This window comes from Shinella sp. HZN7, assembly GCF_001652565.1.
Classification (GTDB): domain Bacteria; phylum Pseudomonadota; class Alphaproteobacteria; order Rhizobiales; family Rhizobiaceae; genus Shinella; species Shinella granuli.
Genome location: NZ_CP015736.1, coordinates 2,437,403 through 2,452,746, shown reverse-complemented (window position 1 = coordinate 2,452,746; position 15,344 = coordinate 2,437,403). Strand labels below are relative to the sequence as shown.

Here is a 15,344-nt window from a genome sequence, read left to right as displayed (position 1 = left end):
TGTCTCGGGGCTCGAAGGAGAGGCCGGTATGAGACGATTCTACAGGCTTGCCGCCTGGACGCTTTCCGTCCTTGCCCTCGTCGTGCTGGTGGGGGCGAGCTGGCTCATCGTGTCGCCGCCCGCGCTGCTCAGCGTCGGCTCCGGCTATGCCGCCAAGATCGTCTGCTCCAGCGTCTTCATCTCCGGCCGCGATCCGCAGCAGGTGCTGGCCGAGGACGTGCAGGCCCCCGGCCATCCTCTCCTGAAACTCATGCGGCAGGATGTCGATCTTGCCGGCAAGACGGTGACGACGCGCCTTCTCGGCCTCTTCGCGCCGGGTTATGCCGTCTGGCATGAGGGTTTCGGCTGCTCCGGCGTGCCGGACGGCGATTTCGAGGCGGCGCGGCAGGCGGTCTCCGATGTCGCCTTGCCGAAGGTCCCGCCCGGGGATCCTGCCGTCGCCTGGCCCGATGGCGAGGCGGTGACGGAGGACGCGCGCATCGCCGCGCTTCTCGCCGATCCCGCGCTTGCCGGTCCGGGCATGCGGGCGATCGTCGTCGTGCATGACGGGCGCATCGTCGCGGAGGCCTATGGGGACGGTTTTTCCGAGACGGTGCCGCTGCTCGGCTGGTCGATGACCAAGACGGTCAATGCGGCGCTGGTCGGCCGGCTGATGCAGGCCGGCGCCCTGGCGCCGGGCATGGACGATCTCTTTCCGGAATGGCGCGGCGATGCGCGGTCGCAGATCACGCTCGCCCACCTCCTCGCCATGGAGAGCGGGCTCGCCTTCAACGAGAGCTACGGCAGCGTGGCGGACGTCACGCGCATGCTGTTTCTAGAGCCGGACATGTCGCGCTTCGTTCTGTCGCTGCCGCTGGAGGCCAATCCGGGCGAGCGCTTCACCTATTCGAGCGGCACGGCGGTGCTCCTGTCGCGCATCTGGATGGGCGCGCTCGGCGGGCGCAGCCAGGCGCTGTCCTTCCCGGCGCGGGCGCTCTTTGCGCCGCTCGGCATGGCGAGCGCGGTGATGGAGCCGGACGAGACCGGCATCTTCGTCGGCTCCTCCTACATGTATGCCACCGCGCGCGACTGGGCGCGCTTTGCGCTCTTCCTGCTCGACGACGGGGTGTGGAAGGGCGACCGGCTGCTGCCGGTCGGGTTCGTCGGGGCCATGGCGATGCCGACGAAGGCGTCCGGCGGCGCCTACAGCCACATGCAGACCTGGGCGAAAGGGCCGGGCGACAGGAGCGATGCGGATTACGGCCTGCCGGACGAGGCGTTCTGGATCCTCGGCCATGACGGCCAGTCGGCCGCCGTCATTCCCTCGAAGAGGCTTGCGGTGATCCGGCTGGGGCTGACGCCGTCGAAACTCGGCTACCGGCCCCAGCCGCTGGTGAAAGGCGTCCTCGACATCCTGGACGCAGCGAAGCTGGAGGCCGGTCAGGCGCCGACCTGAGCGATCCAGTCATTGAGGTTGTAGGTGTTGGAGATGCGCGCGACCTTGCCGTCGCGGATCTCGAAGAAGGCGCCGGCGGGCAGCACATAGGTCTGGCCGTTGGCTTCCGGCAGGCCCTCGTCGGTGGCGAGGTACTGTCCGTTGACGGTGAACTCGGCCGCCCCGCGCGTGCCGTCGTCGTTCGACATGATGACGATGTCCGTCAGCGTCTCGCGGTAGCTGCGGTTCATATGCGCCATGAAGTCGCGGAAGGCGTCCTTGCCGACCTGGCGGCCGCCCTGGTTGATGTCGTGGATGACGTCCTCGTGCAGGAGGTCGAAGAAGGCCTCCATGTCCTGCCTGTTGAAAGCATCGTAATAGGCGCGGATCGTCTCTTTTGCTGGCATGTCATCCCTCATATCGTTGTCTTCCGGGCGGAGCCCGTCCGCCTTATAGCATTGTTCAAATCGTTGGGAATATTCGCGGATCATGCAGATCAAGATTGTCCATGGCGCGGCCGTGACGCCGCATATCGCCGATCTCGCGCGCCTGCGCATCGACGTCTTCCGCGCCTTCCCCTATCTCTACGAGGGCAGCGAGGACTACGAGGCGTCCTATCTCACGACCTATGCGCAATCGCCCGAAAGCCTTTTCGTGCTGGCGCTGGACGGCGCGCGCATCGTCGGCGCCTCGACGGGGGTGCCGATGGCGGACGCCTCGGAGGTTTTCCAGGCGCCGTTCGTTGCCGCCGGCATAGATCCGGCAAAAGTCTTCTATTTCGGCGAATCCGTGCTGCTTCCGGCCTATCGGGGCAGGGGGCTCGGCGTGCGGTTCTTCGAGGAGCGCGAGGCCTATGCCCGGCGCCTCGGCCGTTTCGACTGGTGCGCCTTCTGCGCCGTCGATCGCCCGAAGGACCACCCGCTGCGGCCGGCGGAGTACGTGCCGCTCGATGAATTCTGGGGCAAACGCGGTTATCAGCGCCGCGCGGACCTCGGCACCCTGCTCGCCTGGCAGGATATCGGCGCGGCGGAGGAGACGGAAAAGCCGATGACGTTCTGGCTGAAGCCGGCACGGTAGCCCCTCAACCGGCTGCCGACCATGCCGATCCGGCTTCCTGCAAATCGCAAGGACGTCAGTATTCAGACGACAATGGGGAGGAAACGCGCTCCGCAACCCCCTTCGCCCCGCTTGCGGAGAGAAGGTGCCGGCAGGCGGATGAGGGGCAAATCCTTACCTCAGGCCGGTCTCGTCCAGCAGGCCCTTGCGCTTGGCATGGTAGTAGTAGCCGGCCGCATAGAGGCGCACGGCGCCGTCATTCTTGTCGTCGGCCACCATCCAGGCGCCGCGCAGGTATTTTCCGGCATATTTGATGTTCGTCTCGGCGTCGAACAGGCCTTCGGGCGGGCCTTCGTAGCCCATGCTCCTGGCCGTGGCGTACTTGATCTGCATCAGCCCGTAATGGCCACGGTTGTAGGCCTTGGGATTGTAGGTGCTTTCGCGCTTGACGACGCGGTGCAGGAGCGATTCCGGTATGCCGTAGAGCGCGGCATATTTGCTGATGATTGCGTCGATCGGCGTGCCCGACTTCGTGAACGGCTGCTCGGCCTGCGGAACAACAAGACGGGTCTCCGTCGTCAGCACGGCATTGCCCGCCAGTGCGGGTTTTGCCATCGGTACGATCTTGCGGCTGGCGACGAGCTGTTCGAGCCCTTCGGGCTCGCCGCTGTCGAAGCCGGGTTCCATGACGGAAACGCCGATGACGGTGTCGTAGCCCTGCTGCGTTTCGGTCGCGACGCCGGCGACGTCGTTGCCGGCAAGCGCGGCGGTGGCGGCCGCGGCGCCGGTCATGGGCCTGGCTTCCGCAAGGGCCGAGACGGGGACGGCAGCGTCCGTGGTGTCGCCTGCGACGGCGATCGGCGTCGGCAGGGCGTCCGGCGTGTTTTCCGTGCCCGGCTTGGCGTCGGGCAGGGCGGCGTAGGAGACTTCCGTCGTCGCGCCGTCGGCGGCGGCGATATCCGTGGTTTCCGCCGATGCGGGCGTCACGGTCCTGGCCGAGGTCGCGTCGTCGGCAACGCTGGCGCAGCCGGCCAGCGTCGCAAGAAGGCCTGCGCAGGCAAGCGTGGCAATGCGTGCCGGACGGGAAACGGGGGTATCAGCCATGGTCGTCGCTCTCGGTTTGCCGGGGTGCGCGGGCGTCGGAACGCCCGCTTCTTTGCAAATCAATCGGCCGTGGCCGTTCCCCGTCCATAGCCGATCGGGCGCGAAGCGGCAACCCGTAGGCCTTGCCAAGCGTCAGGCGGCTGCCCGTTTGAGGCCGGCGGTGAGCAGTCCGGCGCCGACCAGCAGCGTGCCGCCGGTGCGGTTGACGACCTTCTGGACCGAGGGCTTGCGGATGGTCTTGCGGGCCGCGGCGGCGAGCAGGGCATAGGAAAAGGCGTTCAGCGTCGCGAGCACGAGGAAGGTGATCTCGAAGATCACCATCTGCGGCAGGACCGGCTGCGAGAGATCGAGGAACTGCGGCAGGAAGGCGACGAAGAAGACGATGCTCTTGGGGTTCAGCGCGGTCACCACATAGGCATGGGCGAAGATGCGGACGGGCCTTTCCTCCGCCGGTGCCGCACCCTCGGCGCCGGCCGCGACGGGCGCGCGCCACAGCTTGATGCCGAGCCAGACGAGATAGGCCGCACCCACCCATTTCAGCACGGTGAAGATCGTCGCCGAGGTGGCGAGCAGCGCGCCGAGGCCGAGCATGGAGGCGGTCATGGCGGTGAAGTCGCCGAGCGCGACGCCGGCGACGGTGGCGCCGGCCGTGCGACGCCCGTGGCCGAGCGCATAGGAGATCACGAGGAGGATGGTCGGGCCCGGAATGGCCAGCATGATGGCGGAGGCGGCGGCGAAGGCAAGCCAATGTTCGAAGGACATGAAAACTCCCCGGATCGAGTACAATCCGGGGAGCAAGCCATCACGAATTTTCGCCGTCAAGCGGGTTCTGGAACGTATCGCGATCTTTCGAATGCGCTCCTGCGTCCAGGATTCGTTCCGCACCGGGCGCTATCGCAAAACCGCTGCGCCGTTTTGCGCGGCAGGCGTCAGGCGGCCGGCTTCCACTTCTGGCCGATGACGTCCATCACCTCGCCGAACCATTTTGCCGACGTGTCGAAGTGCTTGCCGCCCTTGATGCGCGGGAACTCGATGGTGCGCAGCTTGCCGCCCTGGCCCTCGTCATGGCCGGTGACGCCGGAGACCTTGTTGAGCGCGCTTTCGACGGCAAGGTCGGTCATGCTCTGGATGAGGCGCAGGTCATCGCGGTTGGCGGGGGCGGAGCGGGCGTAGTAGCCGGACTTCTGCACCATGGAGCGCTCGGCGCCGAGAAGGGCAGCGAACTGCTTGGAGAACCAGTTGCCGACATTGATCGTGTCGATCTTCACGTGGCCGAAGGCGTCGCGCTTGACGGTTTCGCCGGAGGCTTCCCGTTCCGCGACGATCGCATCGAGGCAGGCGCCTTCCGAAACGAAGAGGGTGACGAAGCCGGCGCGGTCCATGATGCCCTTGAGGCGCTCGGCCTCGGCTTCCAGGTTGAAGTCCAGCTCCGGCAGGTAGAGGCCGTCGATGTTCTTGAGCTGCGTGTTCATCATGAAGCCGTCGACATAGTCGTTGCCGCTGGTCTTCTCGATATAGGCACGCGCCGTCGCGGCGGTGAGCCAGCCGCAATGGCGGCCCATCACCTCGTGCACGACGAGCGTCTTCGGTGCGGCGCTCTGCTCGTTGCTGACATGGTCGAAGAAGCCGGCGCCGACTTCGGCGGCCGTCCAGGCGCCGAGCGACTGGCGGATCGGCACGACGTCGTTGTCGACCGTCTTCGGCAGGCCGACGACAGTAAGGTCGTAGCCGTTGGCGCCGAGATAGGCGGCAAGGTCGGCCGCCGTCGTGTTGGTGTCGTCGCCGCCGATCGTGTGCAGGATGGTGACGCCGTCCTTGGCGAGCCGTTCGGCCGCCACGCGCAGCGGGTTCTCGCCTTCCTTGACGAGGCCGCGCTTCACGCAGTCGGCGGCGTTGGTCAGCTTGACGCGGCTGTTGCCGATCGGCGAGCCGCCATAACGATGGAGAAGGGGCGCCTTTTCGCGCATGTCCTTCGTGATTTCGATGCGGTCGGCAAGCAGGAGGCCCTGATAACCCGAACGATAGGCGACGAGCTCGATGTCGGGCGCGATGTCGCTGTAGCGTTCGATGAGGCCTCCGACGGCGGACGACAGACAGGGGGCGAGCCCGCCCGCGGTCAGCATTGCGACTTTCTGCTTGGCCATGTTTCCTCCTCGGCGTCAGCCCGTCTCGATGTGCAGTTGCTCTAGCGCAGAATCCCCGGAAGGGGAACGGCGCGGCGAACTTATCCGCACTCCATGACGGATTGTCTTTCATGCATGGCGGGGAAAATGTTTTGGCCGGAAAATTTCGATGCCTCCACTTGATGAGGGCCATCAAAATTTTGTCATTCAAGCATTTCCCGCCTTGCTTTCCCTGCAATTGTCTGATCAAGATCACCTTATGTTCCAGAATTCGCCCAGTTGCTTCATCAGTGCCGTGTGGGATCGCCTCGTCGGCATGGTCTCGGATACCGCCAGCAATGTGCTGTCCGGCGTGGTCGAGGCCGTGCGCACGCTGTTCGAAGGCGATCCGGAAACCCGCAAGCAGGTCGCCTTTTCCGTGGCGATGATCGCGCTTTCCGCCAAGATGGCGAAGGCGGACGGCGTCGTGACGACCGCCGAGGTCGATGCCTTCAAGGACATCTTCAAGTATCCCGACAACCAGGCGGCCAATGTCGCCCGGCTCTACAACCTCGCGCGCCAGGATGTCGCCGGCTACGAGGCCTATGCGGAGAAGATGAAGGCGCTCTGCGTCTCCTGCGAGAAGAACTGCCCGATCCTCGAGGACATCGTCGACGGCCTGTTCCATATCGCCAAGGCCGACGGCCTGATCCACGAGAAGGAAATGGCCTTCCTCGGCCGCGTCGCCGAGATCTTCGGCATGGCCGACGAGCGTTTCGAGCAGATCACGGCGCGGCATGTCCATGTCAGCGGCCGGGACCCCTACAAGGTGCTGGGCGTCAAGCCGAGCGACGACTTTGCGGAAATCCGCAAGCGTTACCGGGTGCTTGCCTCGGAGAACCATCCTGATAGGCTGGTGGCGCGTGGCGTGCCGGCCGAGTTCCATCAGATCGCGAACGACCGCATGGCCGCGCTCAACGCTGCCTATGAGGCGATCGAGAAGGAACGCTGCGCTGCATGAGCGCATTCATCTGTGACTATGCCGGCGCGACGGCCGCGCCGTCGCCGAATTTCGGCGAGCGGGCAGGCGGGCGCACGCCGGATATCATCCTCCTGCATTATACCGGCATGGAAACGGCTGACGGCGCGCTGAAATGGCTCTGCGCGCCGGAAAGCCAGGTTTCCTGTCATTACTTCGTGCACGAGGACGGGCGCGTCGAGCAGCTCGTGCGCGAGGCGGACCGCGCCTGGCACGCGGGAAAGAGCTTCTGGAAGGGCGAGACCGACATCAACTCGGCCTCGATCGGCATCGAGATCGCCAATGCCGGGCATCCCGGCGGCCTGCCGGATTTCCCCGATGCGCAGGTCGCGGCGGTCGTCGAACTGTGTCGCGATTGTGGCAAGAGGTGGCAAATCGCCCCGGAACGGGTGCTCGCGCACTCCGATGTGGCCCCCGTTCGCAAGGTCGATCCGGGTGAAAAATTCCCGTGGGAGCGCCTCCATGCCGGGGGTGTCGGGCACTGGGTAGCGCCATCGCCGATCGCCGGCGGGCGGTTCTTCCAGAAGGGGGACGCCGGCCAGCCGGTCGAGGCCCTGCAGACCATGCTGTCGCTCTACGGTTATGGCACTGAAATCGATGGGGTTTATTCGGAGAAAACGGAAGGCGCCGTCGCCGCTTTCCAGCGCCATTTCCGGCCCCGGCGGGTCGATGGCATCGCCGATTTCTCGACCATCGACACGCTGCACCGGCTGCTTTCCGCGCTGCCGCGACTGGCGGCCTGACAGCCTATCCGAATATTCGAATATTACGGTCTGTAACAGAAGTTTACCATTTCGCCACATCCTGACCCGATTGGGCATGTTCTTTCCGCTTGCGTTCATCGCAGCGCAGCATGCGGTCAGGGCCTGACCGCAATCAACGAGGATCGAGACGGTTGCGCGGGCTGCGCGGCTTGAGATGCCGCGGGCCAAGGCTCTGCCTTTGCGCCTTTTGGAGACGATGACTAGATGAGAAGACTTCTTGCCGCCTTCAGTGCGGCCTGCTTTTGTGTGTCCGTTTTTTCCGCCGCCACGGCCTATGCCGAACCTTCCCGGGGCTCGGCCAAGAAACAGTATCTGTTCCAGACTTCCGAAAAACAGGAGGCCGCCGGCAAGCAGAAGCCGCGCAAGGTTTCCAGCAAGCGCAGCAACAAGCGCACGACCGTCATCGACAAGGACGGCGTGGTCGTCGGCAAGCTGAAGACCTACAAGAGCACGACCGGCTACCCCAAGGCGGAGAATCCGCTGTCGGCGGAGCGCAAGACGGCCGGCTATTCCGGCCTGATCCAGACCTATGCCAAGGCTTATGGCGTGCCCGTCGACCTCGCCCATGCGGTGGTGCGCGTCGAGAGCAACTTCAACCCGAAGGCCCGCGGCAGCGCCGGCGAGATCGGCCTCATGCAGATCAAGCCGGCCACGGCCCGCATGATGGGGTATCGCGGCGGCGCCAAGGGCCTCTACGATCCCGAGACCAACATCAAGTTCGGCATGAAGTATCTCGCCATGGCGCACGATCTCAGCGGCGGCACGACCTGCGGCACGATCCTGCGCTACAATGCCGGCCATGGCGCCAAGCGCATGAACCCGGTCTCCAAGCGCTATTGCGGCAAGGTGCAGAGCATCATCGACTGACCGGCGCGACGTTTCGCGGGCTGGAATCGGCCCGCGGTCATGCTATGCCATCGGTGAAAAGCGAGGGTAGGGCATGGATCGGCATTTCGATTTCGTCGTCGTGGGCAGGGGCATGATGGGGGCGGCGGCCGCACGCCACCTTGCCGCAACGGGCGCCTCCGTGGCGCTCGTCGGGCGGGGGGAACCGGCCGACTGGCAGAAGCACGACGGCGTCTTCGCCAGCCACTATGACAGCGGCCGCATCACCCGCACGATCGACCAGGACCCGGACTGGGCCCTGCTCGCCAAGCGGTCGATCGCCCGCTACCGCACCATCGAGGCCGAGAGCGGCATAGACTTCTACGGCGAGACGGGCTGCCTGATCAGCGGTCCTGCCGGCGGCGATTTCCTTACTGCCGTCGAGGCCGTGGCGAAGCGCTATGCGCTGGAGGCGCCCCTGTTCGACCGGGCGGCGCTGCGGGCGCGGTTTCCCTGGTTCGACCTGCCGGAGAGCTCGGCCGGCGTCTTCGAGGTGAAGGGTGCCGGCTATATCGATCCGCGCAAGCTCGTCGCGGCACAGGTCGCCTGCATGGAAAAGGCCGGCGGCGTTTCCATCCCCGACGACGCCCTTTCGGTGACGGATGCCGGCGGCCGTGCCGCGGTGGCGCTGAAATCGGGCGGTGCGGTCACCGGCGGGCGCGTGCTGGTGGCGACCGGCGGTTTCTCCCGTGCGCCCGGGCTGTTGCCGAAGGTGCCGGCCCTTGTCGTCAAGGCACGCACCGTCGTGCTGGCGCAATTGTCGCCCGAACAGGCCGAGGGCTATCGCGCCATGCCGTCCTGGATCGACGAGAGCGCCGATCCGGCCGACCATTTCTACTTCCTGCCGCCGATCGTCTATCCGGACGGCCATTCCTATCTCAAGATCGGCGGCGATCCGACGGAGGTCGCGATCGAGGAGGAGCAGGCGATTCGCGACTGGTTCCGTGGCGAGGGGCGGCCGGAGGCGATCGTGCATCTGAAGCGCCTGCTTGTGCGGTCCATTCCCGATCTCGATCCTGTGCGTCTTGTCTCCGCACCCTGCGTCACGACCTATACGGTGCACGGCTATCCCTATGCCGGCTTCGTGGAGGGTGATCGTGTCGCGCTCCTGACCGGCGGCAACGGGGCGGCGGCGAAGAGTTCCGACGAGATCGGCCGCATCGGCGCGGACCTGGTGATTCGCGGAAAGATGGACGAACCGCACTACACGACGGATTTCGCGGTTCATTTCCGATAAGACACTGGTCTTTCCTCTCGGTATCGGTTAGTCAGCGCCTGCCAGTTGGCCGGGCAGCCGCGCCTTGCAAGGGTCGAAAGGCCGCAGGGTGAGGAAAGTCCGGGCTCCACGGAAACACGGTGCCGGATAACGTCCGGCGGGGGCGACCCCAGGGAAAGTGCCACAGAAAGCAAACCGCCTTCTCCGGAAGGTAAGGGTGAAAGGGTGGGGTAAGAGCCCACCGCGGCCATGGCGACATGGACGGCACGGTAAACCCCACCGGGAGCAAAACCGAATAGGGATGACGCGAAGCGCGCAAGCGCTTCAGCCCGTTTCCGGGCCGGTCATCCGGGTGGGTTGCAAGAGGCCGGGCGCAAGTCCGGTCCCAGATGAATGGCTGCCACGTTCCGGCGAAAGCCGGAGCCATACAGAACCCGGCTTACAGGCCAACTGGCAAAAACCTTTTCCGCAGGACGGTTCTTCACGACGCGCCAATGCGCTGAAATCCGAAGGGTTGCGCCTGCGACCGGGCACTCCGGGCAGATGCGGGTGCCTGCCGGTTCTCCTCCCGAATACGGGTGGCCAGGGCCCCTCGAAGGGGATGAGTGTGAGTTTGTCCCGGGGGGGCCTTGTCAGGTGAGTCCTCTTCGAGGAAAAACACCTTCTGGCCGACCATAGGGAAACAAACATGCATGTCCTTTCGATCTCTCCGGAACTTGCGCAGCGGTTGAAGGAGCAGCATGTCAGCGTCCAGATAGGCGGGCTCTTCAGGGCGCAAGACGGCATCAGGATGGAAGCGCCCTGCGGGCTTTTCGGCGGCGTCTCCGTGGACAACCCGCTGACGTTCGGCGCGTTCTCCTATTCCTGGTCCATGCTCACGCGCGTCAGCCGCGTCGGTCGGTACTGCTCGATCGCGACGAATGTCGCCTTCGGTGCGGGGGAACACCCGACGGACTGGATCAGCACATCAAGCGCCTTTTACGCCCGGTCCTTCCTGGGCAGCGGCTTTGCCGAGCAGAACGGCGGTTTCGACCCGGTCGACCAGGACGTCTCGCATCCGCGATACAGGGACATCACGATCGGCAACGATGTCTGGATCGGCGACCGCGCCTATATCCGCGGCGGGGTTCACATCGGCGATGGCGCCATCATCGGCACGGATGCGGTCGTGACCAAGGACGTGCCGTCCTATGCGGTGGTTGTCGGCAATCCGGGGCGCGTGGTGAAGATGCGCTTTGCGGAAAAGATCATCGCACGCCTTCTCGCCAGCCGATGGCACGACTACTCCTTCACGTCGTTCCAAGGACTGCCTTTCACGAAGGTGGAAGAGTTCCTTGACATCCTTGACGCGAAGCGAGCGGACGGCTCCATCCAGCCGTATCAGCCCAGGATTCTGACCTTCCCCAACGATTTCGTGATTCATCCTCTCTAGTTCAGGGACGGATTTCGGGCGTGCGGTCGGATTGGCGCAATCCGGGGTCTTGCCGGCCTATGGGAAGCGCCGTTCGCGCCGGCCCTCGTGGCTCTCACCGAACCTGTGCCCGACTTCCTCCGGAACCGCTCACGCCGATATTACGGAATGTGTCTCCCTATAACAATTCGTGTTCCCGGGCCTATGCCTGCGCCAATTCCATCCCTTTCGCTGTCCGTCTCCCATCAATTGCTGCTGTGAACTCAGGCGGATGTAGGCGCAGGCTGCGGGTTTCCTGTTTTGTTCCTCGGGCGTCGTTTTTAACCTCGTGTTAACCCTCGGAATGTAGGGTTAACAAACTGTTTTCGCCCGCAATTCAGGCTGCCGAGAGGATGTGGATTTGCGCGACGCAACTGTTCGCATTTGACGGTCTCATTACCGGGAACGAGGTCACTTCCCATTGACGCCCATATGGTCCCATGGTATCCCAAACTCACACTGCACAAGGACGCATGAGCGTCCGATCATCGCAAAGCTTTGAGGCTGACCGGCTGGGGATGGTACGGCGCGTAGGCGACGTATCAGGGCTGGCTTGCGTGTGCGGTGTTGTGTTGGGTGAGCCGGGGCGGATGCACAGCGCCATGGCTCTGGAAGCGGCTGTATCGCGTCATGAACCGGTTCCTGTCGAATGCGACAAACAGGATCGATGCCAAGGGGCGGGTTTCCGTTCCGTCGGCCTTTCGCTCCGTCCTGTCGCAGCGCGACATCCGGGAGCTGTACTGCTTCCAGGACTTCTTGTTTCCGGCGATCAGCGTCGGCGGGCTGGATCTGCTCGATCGTTTCGAGCGCCAGATCGCCAGCGAGGACGTTCTTTCGCCGCAAGCCAACCGGATGTCGCTCCTGGTCCACGGGGGCGGGGTCTTCATGAAGCTCGATTCGGAGGGGCGCCTGCCGGTCACGGATTTCATCCGCGACTATACGGGCATCACCACGGAGGTGACCTTTGTCGGTCGGGCGGATCATTTTCAGCTCTGGGCACCGCAGACATTCCTAGCCACGCAGGCGGCTGCCCGGGAAGAGTTCAGGACGCGAGGTCTGGGCTTGGGGTAAGACGGAGAATCGGAATGGCGGCGGATCTTGGCGGAGGTTTTTCTGATGCCGATGGCGGACCGGTCCGTCACATTCCGGTTCTTCTCTCCGAGGTCCTCGCGGCGCTTTCGCCGAAACCCGGCCAGGTCATCCTCGACGGCACGTTCGGGGCAGGCGGCTATACGTCCGCCATCCTCGCCGAGGGGGCAAATGTCATCGCGCTCGACCGCGATCCCAACGCCATTGCGGGCGGCAAGGCGCTGGCCGAAGCGTCCGGCGGCCGGCTGACCCTCATCCATTCGCGCTTTTCCGAGCTTGCCGAGCATGCGCCCGCGGGCGGGCTCGACGGCGTCGTGCTCGATATCGGCGTCTCCTCCATGCAGATCGACGAGGCCGAGCGCGGCTTCTCGTTCCAGAAGAACGGGCCGCTCGACATGCGCATGTCGGCCACCGGCGTCTCGGCTGCCGATGTGGTGAACCGCGCAAAGGTCTCCGACCTCATCCGCATCTTCGGCTTCCTCGGCGAGGAGAAGCAGGCCGGGCGCATCGCCCGCGCCATCGAGAAGGCGCGCGAGAAGGAACCCTTCACCACGACGCGCCAGCTCGCCAACCTCATCGAGCTGACGACGCCGCGCAAGGCCAAGGACAAGATCCACCCGGCGACGCGCGTCTTCCAGGCGCTGCGCGTCTTCGTCAACGACGAGCTCGGCGAACTTGCCGAAGCCCTGTTCGCCGCCGAGCGTGTGTTGAAGCCGGGCGGGCGGCTGGTCGTCGTCTCCTTCCATTCGCTGGAGGACCGGATCGTCAAGAAATTCTTCCAGGACCGCGCCGGAAAGGCGGCGGGCTCGCGGCATCTGCCGGAAGTCCACGACAAGGCCGCAACCTTCGCACCAGTCGGGCGCCCTATGGTGGCGGCCGGCGACGAGGAGAGCGCGGTCAATCCGCGCGCCCGATCCGCGAAGCTGCGGGCGGGCGAGCGCACGAGCGCCCCCGCCGGGACGGATGATCTGTCCATTTTCAACCTGCCGAACCTTGCCGACCTTGCGAAGATGGGAAGCTGAGTGATGTTCCGTACCCTTGATGTCGTGATGATCGCCGTCATGACCGCAGCAGCCACCGTCACCTATTCGATCAAGCACCAGGCCGAGAACAAGCTGGAAGAGGTGCGCAAGCTCGACGCCGAGATCAAGCTGGAGGAGGACACGATCGACCTCCTCAAGGCCGACTGGGCGCTGCTCACCCAGCCGAACCGCCTGAACCGCCTGGTGAAGACCTTCGAGGCCGACCTGAAGCTCGTGCCGACCGAATCGATCCAGCTCGCCCAGCCGAACGAGCTGCCCATGCCGACGGCCGAACTGCCGGCGCTGGCGCCGGAGAAGGACGAGAAGGTCGCCAAGAGCCAGAAGAAAGCCAAAGGCACGGACGCAATCCAAACCGGATCGGTGGCAAACTGATGTCGTTTCTCTCCCGCATCATGGACCTCAAGAGCAAGGCGCATTTCAGCGCCGGCGGCAACAACAACCGGGCCGGCAGCCATGGCGGCCATGCTTTCGAGGGCACGCGCAAGCGCTCCGGCTCGCAGGCCCGCAGCCGCGTCGCCGTCATCATCTGCTGCTTCGGCATGGTCTATGCGGTCATCGGCGGCCGCCTCGTGCAATATGGCATGGCCTCGCCCGAAACCGTGTCCTCGATCGGCCCCGCCGACCACCTGATGGCCTCGCGTCCCGACATCGTCGACCGCAACGGCGAGATCCTCGCCACCGACATCCGCACCGTCTCGCTCTATGCCGAGCCGCACAAGATCGTCGATGCGGACGAGGCGGTGGAAATGCTCGCCACCGTCATGCCCGACCTCGACCGGCGCGGCATCTACCGCAAGCTCACCTCGAAATCCCGCTTCCAGTGGCTGAAGCGCCAGCTGACGCCCAAGCAGCAGAGCCGCATCCTGGCGCTCGGCATTCCCGGCGTCGGCTTCCGGCCGGAAAAGCGCCGCTTCTATCCGGGCGGCGTCACCGCCTCGCATATCGTCGGCCATGTCAACATCGACAACCGCGGCATTGCCGGCATGGAGCGCTACATCGACAACCAGGGTCTCGCCGACCTTGCCGCGATCGGCATGACGAGCGATGCCAAGCTGGAGCCGGTGCGCCTGTCCATCGATCTGCGCGTCCAGGCCATCGTGCGCGACGTCGTGGCGACGGGCATGGAGAAATACAAGGCGATCGCCGCCGGCGCCGTGGTGATGGATGTGCATACGGGCGAGATCCTCGCCATGGCCTCGGTGCCGGACTACGATCCCAACAACCCGGCCGAAGGCGCCAAGGAAGGCTGGATGAACCGCATGTCGAACGGCACGTTCGAGATGGGCTCCACCTTCAAGAGCTTCACGACGGCGATGGCGCTCGATTCGGGCAAGGTGAAGATCACCGACAGCTTCGACGCCCGCGCGCCGATCCGCATCGGCGGCTTCACCATCAAGGACTTCCACGGCAAGCACCGCGTGCTGACCGTGCCGGAGATCTTCCAGTATTCCTCCAACATCGGCACGGCCAAGATGGCCGACGTCGTCGGCATCGCCGGCCACAAGGAGTTCCTGACGCGGCTCGGCCTTCTGACCCGGCTCGAAACCGAGCTGCCGGAGGTGAAGACCCCGACGCAGCCGCGTGAATGGAAGAAGATCAACTCGATCACCATCTCCTTCGGCCACGGCGTCTCGACGACGCCGCTGCAGACGGCGGTGGCCGCGGCGGCGCTGATGAACGGCGGCCTCCTGATCAACCCGACCTTCCTGCCGCGCACGGTGGAGGAGGCGAACGAGGTGGCTAAGGTCGTCGTCAAGCCGGAGACCGGCGACAAGATGCGCTACCTCTTCAAGCTCAACGCGAACGACGGTTCCGGCCGCCGCGCGCTCGTTCCGGGCTTCAATGTCGGCGGCAAGACGGGCACGGCCAACAAGGTCGTCGGCGGCCGTTATTCCAACACCCAGAACTTCAACGCCTTCCTCTCCGCCTTCCCGATCGACGACCCGAAATATGTGGTCCTCACCTTCATCGACGCGCCGCAGACGGGCGAGGGCGGGGGGCGCACCGCCGGCCTCAACGCCGCGCCGATGGTCGGCGAGATCATCCGCCGCTCGGCCGCCCTTCTCGGTGTAAAGCCGAAATTTGGTGAGGACGGGTCTGCCTTGCTTGTGTCTTATTGAATGGAGAAGACGGGAGGCCGATTCGAATGGAAACGGCTTCCACTGGAAAGCAGCAGAGCGGA

The 15,344-nt window shown here is 65.0% G+C and carries 15 protein-coding genes and 1 other RNA gene; 12 read left to right on the top strand and 4 right to left on the bottom strand.

Features of this window, described 5'->3' with window-relative positions; all coding sequences use genetic code 11:
- The first annotated feature begins 28 nt into the window (after positions 1 to 28).
- The gene (locus tag shn_RS11845; RefSeq protein WP_064330582.1) at positions 29 to 1,435 is read left to right on the top strand and encodes a serine hydrolase; all 1,407 of its coding nucleotides are present in this window, start codon (positions 29 to 31) and stop codon (positions 1,433 to 1,435) included.
- Here shn_RS11845 and shn_RS11840 read toward each other — a convergent pair.
- Complete coding sequence (locus tag shn_RS11840; protein WP_064332563.1) at positions 1,420 to 1,821, bottom strand: ketosteroid isomerase-related protein; 402 nt, start codon at positions 1,819 to 1,821, stop codon at positions 1,420 to 1,422. The two genes, shn_RS11845 and shn_RS11840, sit on opposite strands and share 16 nt — an antisense overlap.
- 82 nt (positions 1,822 to 1,903) lie before the next feature.
- Here shn_RS11840 and shn_RS11835 point away from each other — a divergent pair, with 82 nt between their 5' ends.
- The gene (locus shn_RS11835; protein WP_064330581.1) at positions 1,904 to 2,491 is read left to right on the top strand and encodes a GNAT family N-acetyltransferase; all 588 of its coding nucleotides are present in this window, start codon (positions 1,904 to 1,906) and stop codon (positions 2,489 to 2,491) included.
- A 153-nt stretch (positions 2,492 to 2,644) separates the two neighbouring features.
- On the opposite strand, the gene shn_RS11830 is transcribed toward shn_RS11835, so the two are convergent.
- From shn_RS11830 to shn_RS11820, 3 genes are all read right to left on the bottom strand, one after another.
- Positions 2,645 to 3,574 carry a lytic transglycosylase domain-containing protein gene (locus shn_RS11830; protein WP_064330580.1) on the bottom strand — a complete coding sequence of 310 codons (930 nt, stop codon included), beginning with the start codon at positions 3,572 to 3,574 and terminating at the stop codon, positions 2,645 to 2,647.
- Positions 3,575 to 3,706: 132 nt separating this feature from the next.
- A complete protein-coding gene (locus tag shn_RS11825) occupies positions 3,707 to 4,336 on the bottom strand; it encodes a LysE family translocator (protein WP_064330579.1) in 630 nt (209 codons plus the stop codon).
- Between the two features lie 167 nt (positions 4,337 to 4,503).
- Positions 4,504 to 5,718, bottom strand: coding sequence for a pyrophosphate--fructose-6-phosphate 1-phosphotransferase (locus shn_RS11820; RefSeq protein ID WP_064330578.1), 1,215 nt, complete (start codon positions 5,716 to 5,718; stop codon positions 4,504 to 4,506).
- A gap of 295 nt (positions 5,719 to 6,013) precedes the next feature.
- Here shn_RS11820 and shn_RS11815 point away from each other — a divergent pair, with 295 nt between their 5' ends.
- The 10 genes from shn_RS11815 (at position 6,014) to shn_RS11770 (ending at position 15,282) form a co-directional block, all read left to right on the top strand.
- Positions 6,014 to 6,697, top strand: coding sequence for a TerB family tellurite resistance protein (locus shn_RS11815; RefSeq protein WP_371328606.1), 684 nt, complete (start codon positions 6,014 to 6,016; stop codon positions 6,695 to 6,697).
- The gene (locus shn_RS11810; protein WP_064330576.1) at positions 6,694 to 7,458 is read left to right on the top strand and encodes an N-acetylmuramoyl-L-alanine amidase; all 765 of its coding nucleotides are present in this window, start codon (positions 6,694 to 6,696) and stop codon (positions 7,456 to 7,458) included. Before shn_RS11815 ends, shn_RS11810 begins: the two co-directional genes overlap by 4 nt.
- Before the next feature lie 225 nt (positions 7,459 to 7,683).
- Positions 7,684 to 8,346, top strand: coding sequence for a lytic transglycosylase domain-containing protein (locus shn_RS11805; RefSeq protein ID WP_245337285.1), 663 nt, complete (start codon positions 7,684 to 7,686; stop codon positions 8,344 to 8,346).
- Positions 8,347 to 8,419: 73 nt separating this feature from the next.
- On the top strand, positions 8,420 to 9,601 hold the full coding sequence (locus tag shn_RS11800) for an FAD-binding oxidoreductase (protein ID WP_064330575.1): 1,182 nt from the start codon (positions 8,420 to 8,422) through the stop codon (positions 9,599 to 9,601).
- A gap of 41 nt (positions 9,602 to 9,642) precedes the next feature.
- Positions 9,643 to 10,038: RNase P RNA component class A (gene rnpB / locus shn_RS11795), an RNA gene on the top strand.
- A 230-nt stretch (positions 10,039 to 10,268) separates the two neighbouring features.
- On the top strand, positions 10,269 to 11,012 hold the full coding sequence (locus shn_RS11790; RefSeq protein ID WP_064330574.1) for a CatB-related O-acetyltransferase: 744 nt from the start codon (positions 10,269 to 10,271) through the stop codon (positions 11,010 to 11,012).
- Positions 11,013 to 11,660: 648 nt separating this feature from the next.
- The gene (mraZ, locus tag shn_RS11785) at positions 11,661 to 12,101 is read left to right on the top strand and encodes a division/cell wall cluster transcriptional repressor MraZ (RefSeq protein ID WP_064330573.1); all 441 of its coding nucleotides are present in this window, start codon (positions 11,661 to 11,663) and stop codon (positions 12,099 to 12,101) included.
- Between the two features lie 14 nt (positions 12,102 to 12,115).
- Entirely contained in the window at positions 12,116 to 13,141 is a 1,026-nt protein-coding gene (gene rsmH, locus shn_RS11780; protein ID WP_064330572.1) for a 16S rRNA (cytosine(1402)-N(4))-methyltransferase RsmH, read from the top strand.
- 3 nt (positions 13,142 to 13,144) lie between these two features.
- Positions 13,145 to 13,534 carry a hypothetical protein gene (locus shn_RS11775; RefSeq protein ID WP_064330571.1) on the top strand — a complete coding sequence of 130 codons (390 nt, stop codon included), beginning with the start codon at positions 13,145 to 13,147 and terminating at the stop codon, positions 13,532 to 13,534.
- Positions 13,534 to 15,282 (top strand): penicillin-binding protein 2, encoded by a 1,749-nt coding sequence (locus shn_RS11770; protein WP_064330570.1) that lies wholly within the window; start codon positions 13,534 to 13,536, stop codon positions 15,280 to 15,282. The genes shn_RS11775 and shn_RS11770 overlap by 1 nt, the downstream gene beginning before the upstream one ends.
- Positions 15,283 to 15,344 lie beyond the last annotated feature (62 nt).